Origin of the sequence: Mycobacterium pinniadriaticum, assembly GCF_026242045.1 — a bacterium.
GTDB classification, from domain to species: domain Bacteria; phylum Actinomycetota; class Actinomycetes; order Mycobacteriales; family Mycobacteriaceae; genus Mycobacterium; species Mycobacterium pinniadriaticum.
In genome coordinates this window covers 62,994-82,440 of record NZ_JAPJDO010000011.1, presented here as the reverse complement: position 1 = coordinate 82,440, position 19,447 = coordinate 62,994, and the positions used below count along the sequence as shown (strand labels likewise).

Below are 19,447 nucleotides of genomic sequence, written 5' to 3'. Positions count from 1 at the left end.
GAGAATTCATGCCACACATCATCGCCATTGGCACCTATCTACCCTCGTGGGGGTGTGATGCACATCGCATTGCCGGCGATGACGAGGATGCGATCACACTCGCTGTCGAAGCGGGCCGGGCGGCGCTGTCCGAAGGTGGCGCCGTCGAACGGGTCGTCCTGGTCAGTCGGGACCTACCGCTCCTGGAGAGCAGCAACGCGGCGGTCCTGCTGGCGGGCCTCGGGCTGGATCCCGAACTCGAGGTGGACGAGCGGCTCGGCGGTGCCCCGGCCACGCTGGACGCGGTCAGTTCGGCGCGGCCGCGCACACTGGTCATCGGCACGGATCTGGATCCGGCGGGGGCGGCGGCGATCCTGACCGCCGAGAGCGGGCTGGCTGTGCGCACCGCCGCGCGTGTGGCGCGGAGCCTTCCCGTCCGCACCCGCAGCGCCAACGGTGTGGTCCACGACTACGGCGACCCGCGCCTGCTGCACGAACGCGGCCTGGTCGCCTCGCTGGCGGCGGCATGGCTGGACACACCCGTCGCCGTGGCCGGCGTCGACCACGACCGCGTCGCCGAACTCTGCGGCGGCGATCCGCCGGCGCTGCCGACCTCTGGGGCCAGCGCCGGGCTGTTCGCGTTGGCGGCGCTCGCAGAGACACACACCAACGGCCCGTTGGTGGCCGTCGAGCAGGCCAGCCTGTCCGGTGTGACGGTGGTCGGCGGTGACGCTGCCGTGTACCGGCGCGAGCCGGCGCCGCGACCAAGACCCAACACCAGGGTCGTCGCCGGTGCGGACATCCCGATCTCGCTGGCGGCCTATGAGCGGGCTTTCGAAGCCAAGGTGCGGTGGGAGGCCGGCCGGCACAGCGGCGCCGACGAACTGGACTTTCCGCCCCGTTATCGTCTCGACGAAGACGGCCGGCTGACCAGCGACTACGAACTGGTACCGCTGCCGCGTGCCGGCACGGTCTACACCGAAGTCACGGTGCACATCCCCGTCCCGGGTCTGCGCACCCCCTACTCGCTGGTGATCGTCGAACTCGACGATGTGGGTGTTCGCGCACTTGTGAAAGTCACCGGTGTTGAGCCGGGCACGGTGCGGATCGGCGACCGTGGGCGGCTCACGCTGCGCCGCGTCGCGGTCAGGTCCGGCGTGCCCGACTACGGGTACGCGTTCGAGCCGTACCGCCCGGCGGCTCCCCGGGAGCCGTCCGTCCGGTCGTGGGGTGCGGCATGAGGCGCGTCGCGGTGGTGGGCGCCGGCATGACGGCATTCGGGGAGCATTTCGCGCTCGGTCTCAAGGACCTGCTTCCGATGGCGTTCGCCGAGTGCGCCGCCCGGGTTGACAAGGGCGTCAACAAGTCTGAGATCGACGCGGCATGGTTCGGTGCGATGGGCACCCCCGACGGATTCCCGGCCGGCATCCTGGCCGATTCGCTCGGTCTGCCCGATCTCCCGGTCACCCGAATCGAGAACTCGTGCGCCACCGGCAATGACGCGGTCCGCAACGCTCTCTACGGCATCGCGTCCGGGGCCGCCGATGTTGCGTTGGTGATGGGTGCGGACAAACTGCGCGAGACGGCGTCCAAGCAGTTGTTGTGGGAGTGGGAGGCGATGGCCCGCGACATGGCGTGGGACTATCCGCTGGGGCTGGTCGCGCCCGCGGCATTCGCTCTCCACGTTGCGCGTTATTTGCACGAAACCCCGGCTACCCGTGAGCACATGGCGATGGTCGCGGTGAAGAACCATCGACACGGCCTGTCCAATCCGAAGGCGCGACTCCGCTTCGAGGTGACCATCGACGAAGTGCTGGCGGCGCCGACGGTCGTCACGCCCTTCGGCGTGTATGACTGTGCACCCCAAAGTGATGGTGCCGCAGCACTTTTGCTGGCCGCCGAAGATGTGGTCGACCGCTATACCGACCGGCCGGTGTGGATCCGTGGGGTGGGCCTCGGTCTGGACTCGGTGATGCATCAGCACAAGTCGGACATGACAAGATTCCCGGCGACGATTCGCGCCGCGAAAAGAGCTTTCAGTATGGCAGGTTTGACGCCTGCCGATATCAATGTGGCTGAAGTTCACGATTTCTTCACCGGCATCGAGCTGATCAGCTATGAAGATCTCGGCTTCGCCGAACCCGCGGAGGCCTACAAGTTGATGGAGGCCGAGGTGACTTGTGTCGGTGGAGCACTGCCGGTGAATCCCAGCGGTGGTTTGAAGGCCAAGGGTCATCCGCCCGGCGCCACCGGAGTGGCCCAGTGCGTGGAGCTCTTCGACCAGCTTCGCGGTGAGGCCGCCAATCAGGTGGACGGAGCTCGAATCGGGCTGGCCCACAATGTCGGTGGCCCGACGGCTGTCGCAGCGGTGACGATTCTGGAAGGACCGGGTACCGATGGCAGGTAAGGGACCGGATCGTTGGTCACCCGGGATTGCGTTGAGCAGCGCCGCGGGTCCGATGCAGGCTATTGGTGGACTGTTTGCGATGTCGGCGGATGCGGTGCGGTTTGTGTTTCGGAAGCCGTTTCAGTGGCGGGAGTTTTTGGAGCAGTCGTGGTTTGTGGCGCGGGTGTCGTTGGCGCCGACGTTGTTGGTGGCGATTCCGTTCACGGTGTTGGTGTCTTTTACGTTGAATATTTTGTTGCGGGAGTTGGGGGCTGCGGATCTGAGTGGTGCCGGTGCTGCGTTTGGTGCGGTGACGCAGGTGGGTCCGTTGGTGACGGTGTTGATTGTGGCCGGTGCCGGCGCCACGGCGATGTGTGCGGATTTGGGGTCGCGCACGATTCGTGAAGAGATCGACGCGATGGAAGTGCTGGGGATCAATCCGGTGCAGCGGTTGGTGACGCCGCGGATGTTGGCGTCGGGTCTGGTGGCGTTGTTGCTGAACAGCTTGGTGGTGATCATCGGGATTTTGGGTGGGTATGTGTTCTCGGTGTTTGTTCAGGATGTGAATCCCGGCGCGTTCGCGGCGGGGATCACGTTGTTGACCGGGGTGCCCGAGGTGATCATCTCGTGTGTGAAGGCGGCCCTGTTCGGGTTGATCGCTGGCTTGGTGGCCTGTTATCGGGGGTTGACGATCACCGGGGGTGGGGCCAAGGCGGTGGGCAACGCGGTCAACGAGACGGTGGTGTATGCGTTCATGGCGTTGTTCGTGGTGAATGTGGTGGTGACCGCGATTGGTATCCGGATGAGCGCACGGTAGGCCGGGGATGGCGTCGTTGCAGGGTGTGTATCCGCGGATTGCGCGTCAGGTGCGTCGTCCGTTGGGGACGTTTTCCCGTATTGGTGATCACACGATTTTTTATGGTCGGGCGATTGCGGGGACGCCGCATGCGGCGATCCATTTCCGTAAGGAGATCATTCGGCTGATCGCGGAGATCTCGATGGGGGCGGGCACGTTGGCGATGATCGGCGGCACCGTGGTGATCGTCGGGTTTTTGACCTTGGCTGCGGGTGGGACGTTGGCGGTGCAGGGGTATTCCTCGTTGGGCAATATCGGGATCGAAGCCCTCACTGGATTCCTTGCGGCGTTTATCAATGTGCGGATCAGCGCGCCGGTGGTGGCTGGGATCGGGTTGGCGGCCACGTTCGGGGCGGGGGTGACCGCGCAGTTGGGGGCGATGCGGATCAATGAGGAGATCGACGCGTTGGAGTCGATGGGCATCCCGCCGGTCGAATACCTGGTCAGTACTCGGATTGTGGCGGGGATGGTGGCGATCACCCCGTTGTATTCGATTGCGGTGATCTTGTCGTTTGTGGCCAGCCAGTTCACCACGGTGGTGTTGTTCGGCCAGTCGGGGGGGCTCTATGACCATTACTTCAACACCTTTTTGAACCCGATCGATTTGTTGTGGAGCTTTTTGCAGGCGGTGTTGATGGCGATCACGATTTTGTTGATCCATACCTATTTCGGCTATTTCGCCACCGGTGGCCCCTCCGGAGTCGGTGTCGCGGTGGGTAACGCGGTGCGGACCTCGCTGATCGTGGTCGTCTCGGTCACCCTGCTGGTCTCACTGGCCATCTACGGATCCAACGGCAACTTCAACCTGTCCGGATAGGGAGAAGACGTGACGAGAAACCTCGGTCCGGGGCCGGCCGACCGATCCGAAACCGAAACCACCGCGGCACCGGTGGCGGCACGGACCGGCCACAGCTTCGGCGCCCGCAGCTGGGCACGGCCCGTTGCGGGCCTCGCGACGGTGGTGGTCCTTGTCGCTATCGTCGCCGTCGCGGTCGGCCTGTTTCGCGGGGACTTCACCAAAACCGTTCCGGTCATGGTGATCTCCGATCGCGCGGGCCTGGTGATGAACCCCGACGCCCGAGTCAAGATGCGCGGCGTGCAGGTCGGCAAGGTCGAATCGATCGAGACCCGCCCGGACGGGGCAGCAGTCCTGCACCTGGCGATGGACCCTTCGCAGCTGCGCAAAATTCCGTCCAACGTCGTCGCCGACATCGCCTCGACCACGGTCTTCGGCGCCAAGTACGTCAGCTTCGAACCACCCGCCGACCCGTCACCGAAACCCATGTATTCCGGCCAGGTTCTGCAGGGACAGCACGTCACCGTCGAAATCAACACGGTGTTCCAGCAGCTGACTCAGGTCCTCAACAAGATCGATCCGGCGCAGCTCAACGAAACACTGGGAGCGCTCTCGGCGGCCTTCGCCGGACGCGGCAAGCAGTTCGGCCAGACGGTGGTCGACTTCGACAGCTTGTTGGCCAAGATCGAGCCCAGCCTGCCGAACATGGCCCGTGACATCGAACTCAGCGCGCCGGTAACCGCCGCCTATGCCGACGCCGCACCGGATCTGGTTCGCACCGTGCAGAATGCGAACAAGGTCAGCCAGAGCATCGTCGATGATCAACAGAACCTGGACAGCTTCCTGGTCAACATGATCGGGTTGGCCGATCAGGGCAACGACGTGCTCGGCAGCAACCAGCCGGCGCTCAGCAAGGTGCTCAAGCTGCTGGCACCCACCACCGCCCTGTTCAACGAATACGCATCCGCGATCAACTGCACCCTCGAGGGGATGAACTTCGTCCGGCTGCAGCCGCCGCTGATGGATCCCGGTGTTCTGGTCAACGTCGCCTTCACCCTCGGTATCGAGCGCTACCGCTACCCGTCCAACCTGCCCAAGGTCGCGGCCAAGGGTGGCCCGCAGTGCATGGGCCTGCCCTACATCGGATACAGCAACCGGTCGAAGTATCTGGTGACCGACACCGGAGTCAATCCGTGGCAGTACGGCAACCAGGGCATCCTGCTCAACTCCGACGGCCTCAAGCAGCTGCTGTTCGGGCCGCTGGACGGCCCGCCGCGCAACACCGCACAGATCGGACAACCGGGATGATGCGCACCACAAGCACGCTCGTCAAATTCGGCACGTTCGCCGTCGTGATGGTGGTCCTGACCGCGTTCCTGTTCCTGACGTTCAGCAACTACCGCAGCGGCTCGACCTCCGGGTACTCCGCGGTGTTCGCCGACGCATCCCGGTTGAAAGGTGGCGATACGGTGCGCGTCGCCGGAGTCCGGGTCGGCACCGTCAAGAGTGTTGACCTGCAACCGGACAAGAGCGTCCTGGTCAAGTTCGATGCCGACCGCGACATCGTCTTGACCACGGGAACCCAAGCGGCCGTGCGTTATCTGAACCTGACCGGCGATCGGTACCTGGAACTCGTCGACGGACCCGGCTCGACCAAGGTGCTGCCGGCCGGGGGACGGATCCCCGAGGACCGCACCCAGGGCGCACTGGACCTGGACCTCTTGCTCGGCGGATTGCGGCCGGTGATCCAAGGGCTGAACCCGCAGGATGTCAACGCGCTCACCGCCTCGCTGATCAATATCCTGCAGGGCCAGGGCGACACCCTCGATTCACTGCTGAGCAAGACCTCGTCGTTCTCGAATGCGCTGGCCGACAACAGCCAAACCATCGAGCGGCTCATCGACAACCTCCGGGTGGTTGTCGACACGCTGGCCAAGGACGGTGACAAGTTCTCCGGAGCCATCGACAAGCTGGAGACGCTGATCAGTGGTCTGGCGCAGGACCGCGACCCCATCGGCACCGCGATCACCTCGCTGGACAACGGGACTTCCTCGCTCACCAGCCTTCTCAACGAGGCTCGGGCACCGCTCAAGGGTGATATCGAGCAGCTCAACCGGCTCGCGCCACTGCTCGACGACCACAAGGTCATCTTCGACCGCGGGCTGCAGCGGGGTCCCGACAACTACCGCAAGATGGCCCGGCTCGGGGCCTACGGCAGCTGGATCATGTACTACATCTGCGGCATTTCCATCCGCGTCACCGACCTTCAAGGACGGACCGGAGTCTTCCCGATGATCAAACAAGAATCCGGTAGGTGTGCGGAGCCCTGATGCTGAAATACCGTGCTTCAAACCTGTACCGCGCCGGTTTCATCGGTGCCGTCCTGATCATGCTCGTGATCGCCGTCGGGCTGCAGCCCGAGCGGCTCACCCAGTTGGCCACCTCGGTGCGCCATCAGGCCCTGTTCAGCGAGGCGGGCGGGATCACGGTCGGCAACGACGTGACGGTCTCGGGAATCAAAATCGGTTCGGTCACCGGGGTTTCGCTCGACAACGGCGATGCGCTGGTCACCTTCACCACGGCGGGCAAGTACCAGCTGGGATCGCAGACCTCTGCGCATATCCGTACCGGCTCCCTGCTGGGTGAGCGCGTTCTCACCCTCGAGTCGGCCGGCAGCGGAAACCTGCGCTCCGGCGATGTGATCCCGACGACCCGGACCTCGTCGCCCTACTCGCTGACCGATGCTGTCAGCGATCTGACCACGAATACCGCCGGCACCGACACCGCCTCGCTCAACCAGTCGCTGGACACCCTCTCGGCGACGATCGACCAGATCGCTCCCAAGCTGGGGCCCACCTTCGACGGGTTGAGCCGTCTGTCCCGATCTCTGAACAGCCGCAACGAGAATCTGGCCGGCCTGCTCAAGAGTGCCGCCGACGTCACCACGGTGCTGGGACAGCGCAGCCAGCAGCTCAACACCCTGATCCTCAACGCCAACGACCTGCTCGGAGTGCTCAACGACCGGCGTGAGGCGATCGTCGACTTGCTGGCCAACACCGCGGCGGTGTCCAAGCAGCTGTCCGGGTTGGTGGCCGACAACGAAAAGGCCCTGGCTCCCACCCTGGAGCGGCTGAATCGGGTTGTCGCGATTCTGGAGAAGAACAAGGACAACATCGCCCAGATGCTGCCGAACGTGAAGAAGTTCATCCTGTCCGAGGGTGAGACGCTGGCCAACGGGCCGTACTACAACGCCTACGTGCCGAACCTGCAGCCCGCACAGTTGCTGCAGCCGTTCATGGACTACGCCCTCGGCTTCCGACGCGGGGTCAATGCCGGCCAGCCGCCGGACAATGCCGGTCCGCGGGCCGAATTGCCGCTGCCCTACAACGGTATTCCGGGAGGTTCCCGCTGATGAGCCGCACACGTTGGGTCAAGGTGCTCGCCGTCGCACTGGCCGGGCTTCTCGTTGTGGGTGCCGCGGTTCTGGTGCGCAACATCTTCTTCGGTCCGAAGACGATTTCGGCCATCTTCACCACGGCCACCGGTATCTACCCGGGTGACGACGTGCGGGTGTCGGGCGTCAAGGTCGGCACCATCAAGGCGATCGAACCGCAGGGAACGCAGACCAAACTGGTGCTGGACGTCGACCGCGACGTGCCCATCCCCGCCGACGCCAAGGCGGTGATCGTGGCGCAGAACCTGGTCGCCGCCCGCTATGTCCAACTGGCGCCCGCCTACCGCAACAACGTCGGGCCGAAGATGGCCGACAACGCGGTAATACCGTTGGACCGCACCGCGATACCGGTGGAATGGGACGAGGTCAAAGACCAGCTGACGAGGTTGGCCACCGACCTCGGGCCGCAGAGCGGCGTATCGGGCACATCGGTGTCGCGGTTCATCGACAGCGCCGCCAATGCGCTGGACGGAAACGGCGACAAGCTCCGCCAGACCATCACCGAGTTGGCCGGTGTCTCTCGCGTCCTGGCCAACGGCAGCGGCAACATCGTCGACGTCATCACGAATCTGCAGACCTTCGTCACCACCCTGCGGGACAGCAACCAGCAGGTGGTGTCGTTCCAGAACCGGCTGGCGACGCTGACCAGTGTGATCGACGGCAACCGATCTGATCTCGACGCCGCGCTGAAGAACCTGTCCGTGGCGATCGTCGACATCCAGCGGTTCGTCGCGGGCAGCCGCAATCAGACCTCCGAGCAGATCCAGCATCTCACCACGGTCACGTCGAACCTGCTCGAGAACAAGATGGAGATCGAGAACATTCTCCACATCGCGCCGAACGCGCTGACCAACGCCTACAACATCTACAACCCGTCGGCCGGCAGTGCGGTGGGGCAGTTCGTGCTGAACAACTTCTCCAACCCGACCGAGTTCGTCTGCGGCGCCATCGGTGCGATCGAGAACACCACCGCTCCTGAGACGGCGAAGCTGTGCGAGCAGTACCTGGGTCCGGCCCTTCGCCTGTTGAACTTCAACTATCTGCCGATCGGGATCGATCCCTACCTGAGTCCTGCGGCACCCGAACAGGACCTCGTCTATTCCGAGCCCAATCTCGCTCCGGGCGCAGGAGGCCCACCGCCGGACGTGCCGCCGATCCCGCCGGCCATTTCGGCCTACGAGGGTGTGGCTCCGGGCCCGCCGCCGTTCACCGGGCGCGCGCCCGGAGAGGCACCGCCCGGCGCCGCGCAACTGCTGCCCGGGGCGGGACCGATCGTGCCGCCCAGTGTGATCTCATCGCTGCCCAGCATGTTGAACCCGGTGGGCGCCCCACCGGGCCCGGGGCCCAGCGGTCCCCCGATGGCCGCGGAAGCAGGAGGCACCCCATGATCGGCGGAAATTCCCTGCGGCGGGCGGTGATCGTCGGCGCTTTCGCGGTCACCACTAGTGCCTGCGCGTTCCAGGGCGTCAACTCGCTGCCGCTGCCCGGCGCTGTGGGACGCGGATCCGATGCCAGCGTCTATCACGTCGAGATTGCGAATATCGCAACGCTGGAGCCGAATTCGCCGGTCATGATCAATGACGTCGTCGTCGGCAGCGTCCGCAAGCTGACGGTCAAGAACTGGCACGCCGACGTGGAGTTCTCGGTGAAGCCCGATATCGTGGTGCCGGCCAATGCCGTTGCCAGCGTTGGCCAGACCAGCCTGCTGGGCTCGATGCACCTGTCCCTGAACACGCCCATCGGACAAGCGCCGAGCGGACGGCTGACCCCGGGCGCGACGATTCCGCTGAACTCGTCCTCGACCTATCCGACAACCGAACAGACCCTGGCGTCGCTGGCGGCAGTCGTCAACGGTGGCGGCCTCGGCCAGATCGGTGACGTCATCCACAATTTCAGTACCGCGGTCAACGGTAACGAGGCCGCGTTCCGCGATCTGATCACCCGCTTGGACACCTTCGTCGGAACACTGGATTCCCAACGCGACAACATCATCTCGATCATTCAGTCGCTCAACCGGATGACCTCGACATTCGCCGGTCAACGCGACGATCTCACCCAGGCACTGGAGAAGATCCCACCCGCCATCGATGTGCTGATCAAGGAAAGGCCGACTCTGACAACGGCGTTGGTGAAGCTAGGCACCTTCAGTGACACCGCCAACCGCCTGGTCAACGAGTCGCAGGCCGATCTGGTCGCGAATCTGAAGAACCTGGAACCGGCGATCAAGGCGTTCGCCGATGTCGGTCCCGATCTCGATGCGCTGCTGGAGTACGCGATCCATTTCCCGTTCACCCAGAGCTTCATGGACCGCGCGGTCCGTGGTGACTACTACAACCTCTTCGCGGTCATCGACCTGACCATCCCGCGGCTGAAGCGCACGCTGTTCCTGGGCACCCGATGGGGACAGGAAGGCGCCGAACTCATTCCCGCCCCGGGTGATCCGGTCTACCTGAACTACACCTATGACCCGCTCAAGACGGGGGTCACCCCGCCGCCGCCGGACGTCTTCGACGATCAACCGCCACCAGCGACCCCGCCGATGTCGGTCGCCGACATCGGGCCGATCCTGCCGATGGTGCCGCCGGCGCCGATCGCCCCGCCGGGTACCCAGATCTACACCCAGGCCCAATTGGCTGCGACCGGGGTGGCGCCTATCTTCGCCGGACCCTATGACGCGGCGCCCAATCCGCCGGCGAACACACCACCGGCTCCGCCGACCGGAGGGGGTGGCTGATGCTCACACGTTTCGTCCGCACTCAGCTGATCATCTTCACGATCGCCTCGATCGTGGGTGTGGCGATCATGCTGTTCGCCTATATCCAGGTCCCGACCCTGCTGGGGCTCGGCCGGCTGACCGTCAAGCTCGATCTGCCGGCCACCGGCGGCCTGTACAAGTTCAGCAACGTCACCTATCGGGGTCTGCAGATCGGCAAGGTCACCTCGATCGAACTGACCGATACCGGTGCGCAAGCGACGTTGTCGCTGGACACCTCGCCGAAGATCCCGGCGGACCTCAAGGCCGAGGTCCGCAGTATGTCGGCGGTGGGTGAGCAGTACGTCGAGTTGTTGCCGCACACCGATAAAGCGCCCTATCTGCAGGACGGTTCGGTCATCCCGGTCGACAACACGTCCATTCCGCAAGCAGTCGGCCCGATGCTCGACCAGGTCAGCAAGCTGGTGGACAGCATTCCGAAAGACAAGCTCAGCCAGCTGCTCAGCGAGTCCTATCAGGCGTTCAACGGGACCGGCTACGACTTCGGCTCGCTGGTCGACTCCGGTGCGACGATTACCCGGGACGCCAACGCGATATCCGACAACACCCGCGCCTTGATCGACGACTCGATGCCGTTCCTGAAAGCGCAAGCCGACACCACGGATTCGATCCGGACCTATGCGGCCAGCCTGGCCGGTATCACCGAGCAGGTGGCCAACAACGACCCGCAGTTCCGGTCGATTCTGCGCAACGGCCCGGGTTTCGCCCAGGAGACCTCGAAGCTCCTGGAGCAGCTGAAGCCGACGCTGCCGGTGCTGTTGGCGAATCTGACCACCTTCGGTCAGATCGGGTTGACCTATAACCCGTCGATCGAGCAGCTGCTGGTCCTGGTGCCGCCGTTCGTCGCGCAGATCCAGACCTACGCGCCGACCAACAACCCGACCGGCCTGCCCAACGGCGACTTCTCGCTCGGCCTCGGTGATCCGGCCGCCTGCACGGTCGGTTTCCTCCCGCCGTCGTCGTGGCGCAACCCGGCCGACACTTCGGTCATCGACACCCCGGACAACCTCTACTGCAAGCTTCCGCAGGATTCCCCGGTGGCCGTGCGCGGCGCGCGCAACTACCCGTGTATGGAACATCCCGGCAAGCGTGCCCCCACGGTGGAACTGTGCAACGACCCCAATGGCTTCCAGCCGTTGGCGCAGCGCCAGCACGTCCTCGGGCCCTACCCGATCGACCCCAATCTGGTCGCCCAGGGCGTTCCCATCGACAGCCGAGCCCTCCCGGATTCCAACATCTTCGGACCTCTGCAGGGCACGCCGCTGCCGCCGGGAGTGAGTGCACCGCCGCCGGGGGCGCCTCCGGTGGCCCCGCCGCCACCGAATTTCGCCGGCACCGGTCCTGGTCCGCTGCTGCCGGGCCAACCCACCTATCTGACTCCACCGGTGACGCCACCGGGTCCGGAGGGCAACATCGGGCCCGCCCCGATCAACCTGCCGGGGCCCGAGAATATGCTGGCCCCTGATCTTCAGCCGCCTCCGCCGGCCGAACCTGGTGTGCCCCAGGCCGCGCCGAGTGCCTTCAACGGCGCCGGTCAGCAGGAGCCGGTGCTGGAGGTTGCCAAGTACGACAGGCGCACGGGCCAGTACATGGGTAGTGACGGCACGCTGTACCGCCAGACCGATTTAGCCAAGCCGGCAACGACCTGGCAGGACATGCTGCAGAGCTGAAAGGGGATGTCGATGCCGATTCGTGGATTTCCGGCAGTGACGATCGTCGCCGCGGCCGTCACGTTGGCCGGGCTGAGTTGTGCCACACCCGCCGGGGCAGAAGAGGATTGGGGCATCAACGGAACGTTCGAGACATCGTCCAACGGTGATTGGGCGAAAGTGAACTCCCGGTACGAGGATCAGCCGTCCGAACGCAACACCTGGACCATATCGACCACCTGCATCTCACCGACCGAATGCAGCGGTACCGTGCAGAGCGACGCCGGCTGGGCCGCTCCCATCTTCACCACCAACGGTCTGTGGTACATCAAGCGGACGATCCCGAACTGGCGGTTCTGCGCTGACGGAGCGGCGATCGAGGGATTCCAGGAGTACAAAATCTATCCGGTCGGCAGCGACGGCCACTACGACGGCGCCGCAACCGAATATACCGGCGAGAACCGCGTGATCGGCCCGAGCGGCTCGTGCGGCCGCAACCAGTGGCCGGTCGTCGAGATGCCGTTTTACATGAAAAAGCTGTAGCGCAAGCCAATCGGGCCCCGGCCGGGCTGGGCGGCCGCCCTCACCAGTTCCGAAGTGAGCACAGCGCACCCTTCGGGCCGCTGTTCGTTTTCACCACAACACCGTTGATCGCCATCGTGCAGTTGAACCCCGCTGCCGCCAGCGGCAACGATCCCTGGGCCTGGACCAGCACCATGCCCCACTGGATCGGATCGGACAGATTCGCCTCCAGGACCCACGGTTGGTCCGGTCCGACGGTGGCTTCGGCGCTCGGACTGAAGACGTACGGGTCATGACTGTAGTCGGAGAACGTGGGGGGATCGGTGTCCCGGTAATAGATCTGGGCATTCACCGGTTTGTCGGCGGTCACGGTGTACCGGACGTTATAGGCGGGCGGCGGAGGCGGTGGATCATCGGCCAGGGCGGGTGACGCGAGACCCGTTGCGGCACCGAGAACGGTGAGGGCGGCGCAGATCATCAACGTGGGTTTCATGGTCACATCCGGTTCAGGCTGAACGGGTACACAAAGCTGCCACCGGGGGCGCCGTCGCATCCGGCGTCGAACGTCGAGACCATCGATCCGGTGAGTGTGTTCGCATCCCAGGTATAGACATCGTGGGTGGGAATTGTTGGGCCGTAATAGATATCGCCGCAGCGCAGGCCGAACGGATCATCCACGGTGAAGGTGTACTGCCCGTTCACCAGATGTGCATCGCCGGTGCTCTGCACCGCCTTCGCGATCGGCCGCGGCAGGGTGAGGATGTGGATGCAATCGGGGATGGTGTTGTTCTCGTCGTCTTTGCACGGTGTCACCGCCGACCACACCCAGGTATGGAAGTCGCGTCGGTCGGGCATGATCAGCTCATAATTGCCCAGGTACATCTCGGCGGTGGCGGGCGGGGCGAGGACCACCGCCGACGCCACCAGCGCCGTGGCCATCACGAGGGACTTCAAAATCCGGCTTCCTCCACCTTCAGGCCAAGCTCAACACGCTGCGAGATCGGCATTCTCGTGATCGGAGAATACTATCTTTGGGCTTTCCGGAGAACGGGTTTGACCGCTTACGTCCCCGTCAGGCGAACTCGATGTCCGCCATCTTGAGCTGCTCGCCGTCCCGCTGCAGGCTGACCACCACTCGCCAGACGCGCGGCTGCTGATCTTCCTTGGGTGCGTCCGGGCCGGTGCGCTGCGACGTCGCCGCGACCAGAACGGTCGCGGAATCTTTGTCCATTGACTCGACCGCGGCGTCGTTGACGGTGACCTTGGTGACGATCTTGGCCTGTTGCAGCGCCTTGATCAGGTCCTCGGCGCCATCCTGGAAATTCGCTTTGAACTTGCCGGTCGAGTCGTCGATGACCCGCTGCACGCTTTCCTTGGCATTGTTGAAGTCCAACGACATCAGGTTCACCACACCCTGGCGGGCCGCCGCCGAAAACTCGGCCGAGCGATGCCGCTCCATCTCCGCTTGGCGGTGTTGCCAGAGCATGTACCCGGTAGCGCTCAGCAGGGCGGCCACGAGCAGGACGGCAAGTGTGGCGGCCACGGTCCTGAGCCGGGGCAGGCGCAATCGGCGCTTGCGGGCCGGGGCGGCCTCGGCGGTGCCGTCTTCTTCGGCAGGCGCCGCGTTGTCGACGTCCTCGGGTTGCGCGCCATCGGTTTCGTCCGCGGTCACGGTCTCGGCGGATGGCGCGGTCTCGTCGCGAGAGGCTTCCAGCTTGCGGCGCAATTCGATCGCCCGCGCACGGGCGGCCTCGGCGCGCGCCTCGGCCGCGGCTGCCGCGGCCTCCGCCGCCTCGGCGGTTACCACATCGTCGGCGTCGGGTGCCTCGGAATCACTCTTGCCCGACGGCATGGGACCTCCTCGTCCATCGCGGTCGCGTGGCGAAGAGCGACGTTAGCACTGCAGACCAGCATTCCACAGGGGCAGTTGCGTGCCGTGCCCGGTCGTCAGCGCGCGCGCCGGGATTTCTTGCCGGTTTCTTCTCTGAGCCGGAGAATTCGCTTACCGAGTATGCGAAAGTATTCGGGTGCGATCGACCGTGCCAGTTCTTGCTGCCCTCCTGACGGCCGGACTGCTGATGCCGGCATCGGCCTCCGCGGACCCCGCGGTGGCGCCGATCAACGCCGACGAGTGCAACGACGCGTTCTGCACTCCGGGCATCACACCCGGCGTCGAACTCGGCGCCCCGTGCAACAACACGACGTACTACGTCTTCGGTGTCGACACCCGCAACAACTGGGGGCGATTGATCTTCTGCGGGTCACCCCGGCGATATGAGCCGCGGTACTTCCGGTCGCCGCCGATGGTCGGCGTCAAGAATCTGAACGACACCTGCGTCGGTTACGAGAATTCCGTCGCGCAGGCGCCCGACGGCATGTTCCTGTCGTGCTTGGCAGTTGGTGGCGCTACCCGCTGGGTGCAGGGCGACGCCTGAGCCAGCTGCGCTCGCCGACGTCAGCCCCTTCCGGTGAACCGGACGTGGATGTCGGCGAGCCCCCGCAGGATGTAGGTCGGCTCATAGTTGTAGCGCCGCTGGTTCGCCGGTCCGTGGAACTCCTCGTCGATGGTGATCTCGCCCATCCGGTCCAGCATGCGTTCCAGCGACACCCGGCCCTCCACCCGCGCCAGCGGCGCACCGGGGCAGGAGTGTGCACCGCGCCCGAATGCGATGTGCTCGCGAACGTTGGGGCGGCGGACCTGGAACTCGTGGGGATCGGTGAAGCGTCGCGGATCGCGGTTGGCTGCACCTGGCAGCACCATGACGACCGTGCCGGCCTTGATGTCCATATCGCCGATCTTCGACGTCCGGCGCGCCAGCCGTGAGTCGCTCTTGACCGGGCTTTCCAACCGCAGTGATTCCTCGATGAAGGTGGGGATGAGGCTGCGGTCCTCGCGGAGTCCCTGCTGCAGGTCGGGTCGTTCGGCGAGCGCCTTGATCGCCGCCGAGAGCAGCTTGGCGGTGGTTTCCTGGCCGGCAGCGAACAGGAACGTCGCGGTGCGGACCACCTCGATGATCGGCGGCGTCGAGCCGTCCGGGTATTTCGCGGTGGCCAGCTCGGTCAGCACGTCGTCCCGCGGGTCGCGGCGACGGTCCTCGAGATAGCTGCTGAACTTCTCGTCGAGAAACTCCAGCGGGTTGGTGCCCACCGACTGATGATCCAGCGAGCCAACCCGGGCTTCCGGCCGATCCGCGCCGAGCACAGTGCGGAACTCTTTGTGATCCTCCTCAGGGACGCCGAGCAGATCGGCGATCACCAACAGTGAGAACGGCTTTGCGTATTCGGCCAGGAACTCGCTGTGGCCCAGCGAGATGAATTCGTCGAGCTGGCGGTCGGCCAGCCGCCACATGAAATCCTCGTTCTCCTTGAGCCGCTTGGGGGTGAGCAGCCGGCTCAGCAACGAGCGTGCCTTGGTGTGGTCCGGTGGGTCCATCGTCACCATGTGCTCGTACATCGGGAACTGCGTCCGATGCGCGTCGATCTGCGGGTTGAGGTCATCGCCCTCGGGGGTGAACGGCAGGGGCGGGAAGGGGCCGCCGAGGGCCACGATATTGGAGAAGACCTCGGGATTCTTGTAGACCTCGAGCGCCTCCTCATACCCGGTGACGGCTATGTAGCCGTGCGGCTCCAGCCGCAGCGCCGGGCTCTGCGCACGCAAATAGTCGTAGTACGGATAAGGGTCGGGAACCAGCGACTGATCGGTGAGGAAGTCAACGGTGGCGAAGTCGGTCATGAGCGTGATTTTCCTCCAGGCGGGCTGATTGCTGTGCACCTGCTTAGCATGACGTAAAGTGCGTGGTCAAGGCGCGATCCCATCGACGCACGTACTATCGGCGTGTTCGATCGGCGGTCAAACGAGAACGAGGTGGCAGATGGCATCGGCGCGGCGGATCGGTGCGCCCGACGCGAAGAATCGCACGGTGCTGCTGGATGCGGCCGAACAGCTGCTGATCGACGAAGGCTACGCGGCGGTGACCTCGCGTCGGGTCGCCGAGAAGGCGGGCCTCAAACCGCAGCTCGTCCACTACTACTTCCGCACCATGGACGATCTCTTCCTGGAGGTTTTCCGCCGTTACGCTGACCAGGGCATGCAAGCCCATCGGCAGGCGCTGGCGTCATCCCAGCCGTTGTGGGCGCTGTGGCGGTTCGGCATCAATCCCGAGGCCAGCCGGCTCACCATGGAGATGGCCGCGCTGGCCAATCACCGCAAGGCCCTGCGCGCCGAGATGTCACGCTATGCCGAACGCTTCCGCGAGGATCAGCGCAAGGTGTTCGTCCTTGCGCTGGAGCGGCACGGGGTGCTGCCCGCTGAGGTGCCGCCAGTGGTCTGGTCCATCCTGCTGACCGGCTTGTCGACGGTGGTGATGCTGGGTGAGGCGCTCGGCGTCACCGCGGGGCACGCCGAAACGATGGAACTCGTCGAGAAGTACCTCACGGTGATGGAGGGGCCGCCGCTGTCCGCGGACGATTCAGTTCACCAGTGGCGCAGCGAGCACAGCGCGCCCTTGGCGCCGGAGTTCTCCGCGACGACGACCCCGTCGACGGCGAGCACGCAGTGAAAATTCGGCGGGGTCGCGGACAATCCGCTGCTGGCCGCCACCATGGCCCACTCGTCGGGATTGGCTAGCTGCACGTTGAGCACCCACTTCTGGGTCGGCCCAAGGTCGGCTTCGACCTTGGGGCTGAACACGTAGGGGTCGTGACTGTAGTCAGCCCAGTTCGCCGGCTCGGTATCCCGGTAGTAGATGTCGGCGGCCCGGAACGGCTGCTCGGTGAAGACGCTGTAGGTGACCTGGTGCAGCACAGGCTCTTCGGCGCTGGCCGGCGTCGTGGATCCCGCCACGCACGCCGCCGCCAGTGCCATCGACCATCCTAACTGGACGAACCGCATGGCTCAGTTTGCCATGCGGCCGTCTTCGCTGGCGCCGTTTGTCCCAGCCGATGGCCGCTTCATTGACACTCGGTGCGAGAATACTATTCTCGCTTGCGACAAAGCAGCGTTCCGACGAAGGGGGCTGGACATCAAAGACGCGCTCATCCTCGACGCGGTGCGCACTCCCCGTGGCCGGGGTCGTGCCGACGGTGCCCTGCACGGCGTCCATCCGCAGGATCTGTTGGCACAGTGCCTCGCCGCCGCCGCCGATCGAGTGGGCTTCGATCCGGCCGATGTCGACGACGTCATCGCCGGCAACGGGATCATGGCGGGCGAGCACGGCGACGACATCGCCCGGCTCTCGCTGCTGCTGGCCGGTTGGCCGCAAACGGTCCCCGGTATGACACTGAATCGGTTCTGCGGGTCGGGCCAGCAGGCTGTCACCGTGGCGGCCGCCGGGATCGCTGCCGGGCAGCAGGACTTGGTGGTGGCCGGCGGCGTCGAGTCGATGTCCCGCTGGGATGTCACCGTCGGTGCGCCGACGATCGACGGCGCTAACCCCGCCTTCCGGAAGCTCTATCCGACAGTGCCCCAGGGTATTTCCGCAGACCTGATCGCGTCCCTGGAAAGCTTCAGCCGGGCGGACGTCGACGCTTTCGCGGTGTCGAGCCAGGACCGTGCGGCGGCGGCGATCGCGTCCGGCTATTTCGACCGCTCGATCATCGCCGTGCGGAACGGCGACGGCGTGATCGTCGCCGATCGCGACGAACATCCCCGGCCCGGAACGACGTTGGAGAAGTTGGCGGGGCTGCCACCAGCGTTTGAACGCATGGGTGCGGCACACCTGGACGGCGAGAACCTCAGCTTCGACGAGATCTGCCGCAGGCGTTACCCCGGCGTCGAACGCATCGATCACGTTCACCACGCCGGCAACTCGTCAGGCGTTGTCGATGGTGCGGCGGTGGTGGTGGTTGCTTCCGGTGAGTGGGTCAACGCCCATGGGGGAGCGCCGCGCGCTCGGGTCCGCGCCACCGCGGCGGTGGGCAGCGAGCCGATCATCATGCTCACCGCGCCCGGCCCGGCCGCCCAACGCTGCCTGGCCAAGGCCGGCATGACCGTCGGGGACATCGACCTGTGGGAGATCAACGAGGCCTTTGCCGCCGTGCCACTCAAGACGATTCGCGATCTCGAACTGGATCCGGATCGGGTGAACGTCAACGGCGGGGCAATCGCACTGGGGCATCCGATCGGGGCTACCGGTGCCATGCTGATCGGGACGGTGCTCGACGAGCTGGAGCGTCGGGACCTCACTACGGGCCTGGTCACCATGTGTACCGGTGGCGGTATGGGCACCGCGACGATCATCGAGCGAGTCTGATGGCCGAGACGCTCGACATCGAGACACCGGCCGCGGGTGTCCAACTGGTCCGGTTCAATCGCCCGGACAAGCTCAACGCGATCAACGAGGCGATGCGCGACGAGATCGCGGACGCATTCAGGTCGCTGTCGAACGACGCTGATGTACACGCGGTGGTGCTCACCGGCTCCGGGCGCGGATTCTGCTCGGGTATCGACATCCGCGACTTCGGTCCCGGCATGCTGGAGGCGAGCGCGCCGGCGATCGAACGGCTGCGCTTCCAGGAGGCGATGGCGGGTCTCGTGCGAGGGCTTGCCGACCTGCCGCAGCCGGTTATCGCGGCGATCAACGGACCATGTGTGGGGGCCGGCCTGGCGATGAGCCTGGCAGCTGACATCCGGATCGCCTCCACTGCGGCCACATTCGGCAACGCGGCGATCCTGCTCGGCCTGTCCGGCGCGGAGATGGGGATGAGCTATCACTTGCCCCGGATCGTCGGGGCCGGGGTCGCCGCGGACTGGATGCTCACCGGGCGTACCGTCTCGGCCGAGGAAGCCGACCGGCGCGGCTTGGTCAGCAGGCTGTTCGAGCCCGCCGAGCTCCTCGATCAGGCAGTTGAAATCGCCTGTGGTATCGCTGGATTGACCACCCTGGGGGTTCGCCTGACGAAGCGGGCGCTACAGGTGAACATCGCCGCCGCGGGCCTTGGCCCGGCGCTCGAGCTCGAGAACCGCAATCAGGTTCTCAGCCACGCGACCGATGACGCGGCGGCCCGCAGATCCACGTGGTCGTAGCAGGCGAA

20 protein-coding genes are annotated in these 19,447 nt (G+C 65.3%); 15 read left to right on the top strand and 5 right to left on the bottom strand.

The features are described from left to right. Positions 1 to 8: 8 nt before the first annotated feature. The 11 genes from ORI27_RS14975 to ORI27_RS14925 are packed head-to-tail and all read left to right on the top strand — an operon-like array spanning position 9 to position 12,436. A complete protein-coding gene (locus tag ORI27_RS14975; protein WP_265997697.1) occupies positions 9 to 1,220 on the top strand; it encodes an OB-fold domain-containing protein in 1,212 nt (403 codons plus the stop codon). Then, positions 1,217 to 2,386, top strand: coding sequence for a thiolase C-terminal domain-containing protein (locus tag ORI27_RS14970; protein ID WP_265997698.1), 1,170 nt, complete (start codon positions 1,217 to 1,219; stop codon positions 2,384 to 2,386). The genes ORI27_RS14975 and ORI27_RS14970 overlap by 4 nt, the downstream gene beginning before the upstream one ends. After that, positions 2,376 to 3,182 (top strand): MlaE family ABC transporter permease, encoded by an 807-nt coding sequence (locus tag ORI27_RS14965; RefSeq protein WP_265997699.1) that lies wholly within the window; start codon positions 2,376 to 2,378, stop codon positions 3,180 to 3,182. The genes ORI27_RS14970 and ORI27_RS14965 overlap by 11 nt, the downstream gene beginning before the upstream one ends. A 7-nt stretch (positions 3,183 to 3,189) precedes the next feature. Beyond that, on the top strand, positions 3,190 to 4,038 hold the full coding sequence (locus tag ORI27_RS14960; RefSeq protein ID WP_265997700.1) for an MlaE family ABC transporter permease: 849 nt from the start codon (positions 3,190 to 3,192) through the stop codon (positions 4,036 to 4,038). A gap of 9 nt (positions 4,039 to 4,047) precedes the next feature. Further along, the gene (locus ORI27_RS14955) at positions 4,048 to 5,325 is read left to right on the top strand and encodes an MCE family protein (protein WP_265997701.1); all 1,278 of its coding nucleotides are present in this window, start codon (positions 4,048 to 4,050) and stop codon (positions 5,323 to 5,325) included. Next, complete coding sequence (locus tag ORI27_RS14950; RefSeq protein ID WP_265997702.1) at positions 5,322 to 6,347, top strand: MCE family protein; 1,026 nt, start codon at positions 5,322 to 5,324, stop codon at positions 6,345 to 6,347. The genes ORI27_RS14955 and ORI27_RS14950 overlap by 4 nt, the downstream gene beginning before the upstream one ends. After that, positions 6,347 to 7,429 carry an MCE family protein gene (locus ORI27_RS14945; RefSeq protein WP_265997703.1) on the top strand — a complete coding sequence of 361 codons (1,083 nt, stop codon included), beginning with the start codon at positions 6,347 to 6,349 and terminating at the stop codon, positions 7,427 to 7,429. Before ORI27_RS14950 ends, ORI27_RS14945 begins: the two co-directional genes overlap by 1 nt. After that, positions 7,429 to 8,859: an MCE family protein gene (locus tag ORI27_RS14940; protein WP_265997704.1), complete on the top strand. Its 1,431-nt coding sequence runs from the start codon at positions 7,429 to 7,431 to the stop codon at positions 8,857 to 8,859. Before ORI27_RS14945 ends, ORI27_RS14940 begins: the two co-directional genes overlap by 1 nt. Next, positions 8,856 to 10,205, top strand: coding sequence for an MCE family protein (locus ORI27_RS14935; protein WP_265997706.1), 1,350 nt, complete (start codon positions 8,856 to 8,858; stop codon positions 10,203 to 10,205). Before ORI27_RS14940 ends, ORI27_RS14935 begins: the two co-directional genes overlap by 4 nt. Then, the gene (locus tag ORI27_RS14930) at positions 10,205 to 11,914 is read left to right on the top strand and encodes an MCE family protein (RefSeq protein WP_265997708.1); all 1,710 of its coding nucleotides are present in this window, start codon (positions 10,205 to 10,207) and stop codon (positions 11,912 to 11,914) included. Before ORI27_RS14935 ends, ORI27_RS14930 begins: the two co-directional genes overlap by 1 nt. A gap of 12 nt (positions 11,915 to 11,926) precedes the next feature. Further along, positions 11,927 to 12,436, top strand: a complete 510-nt coding sequence (locus tag ORI27_RS14925; RefSeq protein ID WP_265997710.1) for an Rv2253/PknI dimerization domain-containing protein — start codon at positions 11,927 to 11,929, stop codon at positions 12,434 to 12,436. A gap of 40 nt (positions 12,437 to 12,476) precedes the next feature. Here the strand turns inward: ORI27_RS14925 and ORI27_RS14920 are convergent, their stop codons facing one another. The 3 genes from ORI27_RS14920 to ORI27_RS14910 form a co-directional block, all read right to left on the bottom strand. Beyond that, a complete protein-coding gene (locus ORI27_RS14920) occupies positions 12,477 to 12,908 on the bottom strand; it encodes a hypothetical protein (RefSeq protein ID WP_265997711.1) in 432 nt (143 codons plus the stop codon). A 2-nt stretch (positions 12,909 to 12,910) separates the two neighbouring features. Further along, on the bottom strand, positions 12,911 to 13,369 hold the full coding sequence (locus ORI27_RS14915) for a hypothetical protein (protein WP_265997712.1): 459 nt from the start codon (positions 13,367 to 13,369) through the stop codon (positions 12,911 to 12,913). Between the two features lie 118 nt (positions 13,370 to 13,487). After that, positions 13,488 to 14,267: a hypothetical protein gene (locus ORI27_RS14910; RefSeq protein WP_265997713.1), complete on the bottom strand. Its 780-nt coding sequence runs from the start codon at positions 14,265 to 14,267 to the stop codon at positions 13,488 to 13,490. A gap of 226 nt (positions 14,268 to 14,493) precedes the next feature. On the opposite strand from ORI27_RS14910, the gene ORI27_RS14905 reads away from it, so the two are divergent. Next, a complete protein-coding gene (locus tag ORI27_RS14905) occupies positions 14,494 to 14,850 on the top strand; it encodes a hypothetical protein (protein WP_265997803.1) in 357 nt (118 codons plus the stop codon). Positions 14,851 to 14,870: 20 nt separating this feature from the next. Here ORI27_RS14905 and ORI27_RS14900 read toward each other — a convergent pair whose 3' ends face one another. Then, positions 14,871 to 16,148 (bottom strand): cytochrome P450, encoded by a 1,278-nt coding sequence (locus ORI27_RS14900; protein ID WP_265997714.1) that lies wholly within the window; start codon positions 16,146 to 16,148, stop codon positions 14,871 to 14,873. Between the two features lie 139 nt (positions 16,149 to 16,287). Between ORI27_RS14900 and ORI27_RS14895 the strand changes: the two genes are divergently transcribed. After that, complete coding sequence (locus ORI27_RS14895) at positions 16,288 to 16,974, top strand: TetR/AcrR family transcriptional regulator (protein WP_265997715.1); 687 nt, start codon at positions 16,288 to 16,290, stop codon at positions 16,972 to 16,974. Here ORI27_RS14895 and ORI27_RS14890 read toward each other — a convergent pair. Continuing rightward, a complete protein-coding gene (locus ORI27_RS14890) occupies positions 16,890 to 17,279 on the bottom strand; it encodes a hypothetical protein (RefSeq protein WP_265997716.1) in 390 nt (129 codons plus the stop codon). The genes ORI27_RS14895 and ORI27_RS14890 overlap by 85 nt on opposite strands. A 172-nt stretch (positions 17,280 to 17,451) precedes the next feature. Here ORI27_RS14890 and ORI27_RS14885 point away from each other — a divergent pair, with 172 nt between their 5' ends. Next, positions 17,452 to 18,666, top strand: coding sequence for an acetyl-CoA C-acetyltransferase (locus ORI27_RS14885; protein ID WP_265997804.1), 1,215 nt, complete (start codon positions 17,452 to 17,454; stop codon positions 18,664 to 18,666). Then, the gene (locus ORI27_RS14880) at positions 18,666 to 19,439 is read left to right on the top strand and encodes an enoyl-CoA hydratase/isomerase family protein (protein WP_265997717.1); all 774 of its coding nucleotides are present in this window, start codon (positions 18,666 to 18,668) and stop codon (positions 19,437 to 19,439) included. The genes ORI27_RS14885 and ORI27_RS14880 overlap by 1 nt, the downstream gene beginning before the upstream one ends. Positions 19,440 to 19,447: the final 8 nt, after the last annotated feature.